The sequence below is a fragment of the Robertmurraya mesotrionivorans genome (genome assembly GCF_050971805.1).
Lineage (GTDB): Bacteria > Bacillota > Bacilli > Bacillales > Cytobacillaceae > Robertmurraya_A.
The window spans coordinates 1-1,421 of the sequence record NZ_JBPCCH010000049.1 but is presented as its reverse complement, the minus strand read 5'-3'; the positions used below and the strand labels follow the sequence as shown (position 1 = coordinate 1,421).

Annotated in this window: 1 protein-coding gene; it reads left to right on the top strand. The window is 36.5% G+C overall.

Going from position 1 to position 1,421, the window contains the following annotated elements; genetic code table 11:
* Nucleotides 1-42 precede the first annotated feature (42 nt).
* Nucleotides 43-1,209, top strand: a complete 1,167-nt coding sequence (locus tag ACRX5O_RS25145; RefSeq protein WP_433908439.1) for an IS256 family transposase — start codon at nt 43-45, stop codon at nt 1,207-1,209.
* The last annotated feature ends 212 nt before the right edge of the window (nt 1,210-1,421 follow it).

Here is a 1,421-nt window from a genome sequence, read left to right as displayed (position 1 = left end):
AATGTTTAACAACCACGATAAACATAGAAAAGAGGAATAAAAATGACTCATTTACAGTTTAACCTAAATATGGATCTTTTAAAAGATTCGGTTATGAATTCTAACATTGATGCAGTTGTAAAATCAGCTATTGTACTAGTGTTAAATGAGTTTATGGAAAAAGAGAGAGACGACTATTTACGCGCTTCTGCTTACGAGCGTTCTAATGAACGCCTAGACTATCGCAATGGCTACTATGAACGCGACCTGACCATGAGTATCGGAAAAATAAAGCTCAAAGTACCTAGAACTCGGAATGGTGAATTTTCACCTTCGGTATTTGAAAAGTATGCACGTTGTGACCAGGCGCTAGTCCTTTCTATGATAGAGATGGTTATTAACGGTATTTCTACTAGAAAAGTTACGCACGTTGTTGAACAACTATGTGGTGAATCCATATCAAAATCATTCGTCTCGTCTCTAACTCAAAAACTTGATCCTATTATTAATGATTGGGCTAAGCGACCATTAAATACCGCTTACTATCCTTTTCTCTTTGTTGATGCGATGTATATCAAAGTACGAGAACATCAACAGGTTGTATCAAAAGCTGTTTATATTGCCACTGCCATTACTGAAAAAAATCAACGAGTCATTCTAGGACTAAGCGTAGATCACGCCGAAAGTTATGATAGTTGGAGCCGTTTCTTTCAACAACTTAAATCACGTGGAATCCAATCACCTAAACTTGTCATTTCTGATGCCCATCAGGGTTTACAGAAAGCCATACAACGTGAATTTATTGGTACCAGCTGGCAGAGATGTAATGTCCACTTTAAACGTAATATTATAGAAAAATTACCCAAAAAGGATTCTTCTGAGATTCGCATCATGATCAAGCGAATATTTGAAGCAGTTACTATTGAGGACGTTAGGAAATTCAAACATGAGCTGATGAGTAAGTTCGGAGATCAACCTAAGTATGAAAAGGCGTTATCGGTTCTAGATGAAGGGTTCGAAGACACCATACAGAATATGAATTATCCTGTTGAAATTCGTTCACATATCCGTAGCACGAACTCTCTAGAACGTTTAAATCAAGAAGTTCGTAGAAGAGAAAGAGTAATAAGAGTCTTCCCTAACACACAATCAGCTTTTCGTTTAATAGGTGCTGTTTTAATGCATTATCAAGAAACTATATACTGTAAGAAAAAGTCACTTACTAAATAACCGTGTCTTTTCGATACTTCCATAATGAATGATTTCACAGGCAACAAAGGCTATCAAAGAAAGGGCCTTTGACAGCCTTTGTTGCCTGTGAGGAATAAAGACCATGGAAGTTTCTCAAAAAAAATTGTAATGGTGTTTGGTTAAAGGCCAAGTAAGTAAAAAACTGGTTGGAAACACTTGTACCGAATTTACACAATATTGAGGACTTGACT

Excerpts from the sequence above, each read along its gene's own strand:
- ACRX5O_RS25145 (WP_433908439.1), top strand. The coding sequence starts at position 43 with ATGACTCATTTACAGTTTAACCTAAATATGGATCTTTTAAAAGATTCG.